The 3,129-nt window shown below is 36.8% G+C and carries 2 protein-coding genes; both read left to right on the top strand.

All coding sequences use genetic code 11. The features are described from left to right. A partial coding sequence (locus BCL90_RS00255) for a response regulator (protein ID WP_121281972.1) occupies positions 1-933 on the top strand: 933 nt, incomplete at its 5' end. Between the two features lie 133 nt (positions 934-1,066). Continuing rightward, positions 1,067-3,129: histidine kinase dimerization/phospho-acceptor domain-containing protein (locus tag BCL90_RS00260; protein ID WP_121281973.1), on the top strand; the 2,063-nt coding region annotated here is incomplete at its 3' end.

A 3,129-nucleotide genomic window follows, 5' to 3' on the forward strand; every position in this document is an offset into this window, starting at 1 on the left:
CCTCTTGTTATCCTTCACACCTCTTCTGAAGAACATGACGTGATCAATTCTTTCAAGAAGGAAGAAAACTCCTATTTTCTGCTTAAACCTATTAAGTCTGAAGAACTGTACAAAACCTTGCGACGGGCAATAAAAAGTTCAGAAAAAGAGGCAGTTGCCCACAAACGATTGCAGACAGAAGAACCTTCCCTGCTCATGACTTCTCCTCGTGTGTTGCTTGTTGATGATAATCCGGTGAATATGGTTCTGAATAACAGGATGATGAAATCATTGATTCCCGATGTAAGGTTAGCAGAAGCAACTGACGGTTTGCAGGCTTTAGAACAATGCCGGAACCAGCTTTTTGATCTGCTGTTGATGGACGTACAAATGCCTGTAATGGACGGCATAGAAGCCACGAAGCAAATCCGGCTGTTACCGGAATACTCCACAATTCCGATTATTGGGGTTACAGCAGGAAATGTACTTGGTGAAAAAGAAAAATGTTTGGATTCGGGAATGAATGATTTCCTGCCCAAGCCTCTCAGACAAAACGATCTTTTGGAAATGTTGAAAAAACATATTGGCACTGGCGTTCAGACATTGTCAGAAAACCCACCACAACCGGAGGCCTATTTGGATATAAATCTTCTGAACGAGCAGATGGGTGATGATGAAGATTTTAAAGTAATATTTTTAAACTTAGTGATACAGGGGCTTAATCAGGCTAAAGAAAATATAAAATTAGCGGTAAAAGAAAAAAATACCGAAGAGCTAAAGAAAATTCTTCACAAGCTGAGAGGAACTGCCGGAACTGCGGGTTTAATCAGGCTTACAGATCAAACCTCCAGTTGGGAGAAACGCATTGAAGACAACATGGATTATACTGTTATGGAGCGTGAAATCATACATGAAATAACAATAGGAATACAATTGATAAAAGATTTAGCATAAATAATAACACATTTTTTTTTAAAAATATTAAATATTTATCATCAGAATAATTTCAAAAGCCGTATGCAATAGTTATACATTAAACATATTACCGATAAACTTTTATTTTACACTACCATTAAACTAATTTTTGATGCCGAAAAAAATTATAAGAAATCTTCAGATTGGAGTCGTACTGTGTTTATTACTGCTGATTGCGAGTTCTATAGCCTCCTATGTGAGCGTACAGAAGCAGATGGCGAACAGGAAAAGCTTTTTAAAAAGTAAGGAATCTATAAGTTTGGTAAAAGATGTTTTAAATCTTCTGCTGGATGCAGAAACAGCTATTAGAGGATACCAGCTTACAGGTCAGGAAAATTTCCTTGACCCCTTTAATAAAAGCCTGAAGAAATATCCAGTACTTATTTCTAATAAAAACAGGCTGGATATTAAAGATAAACATCAAATTAAGCTCATCAATGAACTCTTGCGTACTTCAGACATGATGATGGATGGGGATGTCTTGCTAATTGAGAAGCGTAGAAAGGGAATATTAATGACCCCAAAAGAACTTGTACAAAACAAGACCGCTATGGACAGGTGCCGTACACTGGTTCAGGAATTTGTAAAACATGAGGAAGTTCAGTTGGCTATCAAAAATAAAGATCTGAACCGATCTTCTAAATCAACAGTTTTATTCATCATTTTTTCTTCCGTTGTAGCCATTGTTGTTACAATTTTTTTCTACACACAAATAAAATCTGACCTTATCCGCAGGGATAAATTAGAAAAAGATTTGTTTTACACTAAAACAATTCTTGAGGAAACGAGTGCTGTAGCACAAGTGGGAGGCTGGGAAGTCAACATGAAAACCGGCAAGGTGTTCTGGTCTCAGAGTACGAAAGAAATTCATAAAATAAAAAATAATTTCCAGCCGGATTTAGAAAATGCCATCGGATTCTATAAAGAAGATAGCAGGGAAAGAATGAAAAATCTTTTCGACAGGGCCTTAAAAAAAGGAATTCCCTTTGACGAAGAATTTCAGCTTGTCCGTTATGATGGCGTTACGATCTGGGTAAGGGTAAAAGGAATCCCGGAATTTGAGGGTGAAGTCTGCAACAGGGTTTTCGGAATCATTCAGGATATTGATGCCTTCAAAAAAATGTTCCTGGAAGTTACCAGAAAAGAAGCCATGATGCAGTCTTTTGTAACCGATGTTCCGATTCCTCTCGCCATGTTTGATAAAGACCTTAATTATGTTTCTGTAAGCAACAAATGGAGAGAAGAATTCAATATGAATGATGTAGATATTATCGGAAATAATCTGTTTACTGTATCTCCGGATATTCCCAAAGAAAGAAAAAAAATCTATGAAAACGCCCTGCTGGGTAAAACCTACATAAAGGCAGACTTTAAGTTAAAGGTAGACGGTCATCAGGAAATTCAGCATTACGACCTTAAAGTAGGGCCATGGTATCTCACAGAAGATGAAGTAGGAGGTTTAATTATTTCCGTACAGAATATTACAAATGCCGTGCGGATAAATGAGGAATTGAAAAATGCTAAAAAAATAGCAGATACGGCAAGCAAGGCAAAATCAGAGTTTCTAGCCAATATGAGCCATGAGATACGAACACCGCTGAACGGGGTAATCGGGTTTTCTGATCTTTTGCTTCAAACTCCGTTAAATGAAATACAAACGCAGTATCTCAATTACATTAATGAGTCAGGCGAAAACCTGCTGAACATTATTAATGACATTCTTGATTTCTCTAAAATTGAATCTGGAAAAATGGATCTTTTGATAGAGAAAGCCAATGTTTACGACATGGTGAGCCAGGTCATCAATGTGGTTCTTTATCAGTCTCAGAAAAAAAATATCGAACTTCTTTTGAATATTGAATCGGGATTGCCTGATATAATCTGCCTCGATGAAACACGATTGAAGCAGATTTTGATCAATCTACTCGGGAATGCTGTAAAGTTTACAGAACACGGTGAGATAGAGCTTAAAGTGGAAAAGCTGAATTTAGACGATGAAAATATAAAATTACGATTCTCTGTAAGGGATACAGGAATTGGTATTCCTGTAGAAAAACAGCAGCATATCTTTAATGCTTTTACTCAGGAAAACAGTTCTATCAGTAAACAATATGGAGGAACCGGTCTCGGACTTACCATTTCAAATAACATTTTGAAATATATGGGAAGTAATCT

It is taken from the genome of Pedobacter alluvionis (genome assembly GCF_003664035.1).
Lineage (GTDB): Bacteria > Bacteroidota > Bacteroidia > Sphingobacteriales > Sphingobacteriaceae > Pedobacter > Pedobacter alluvionis.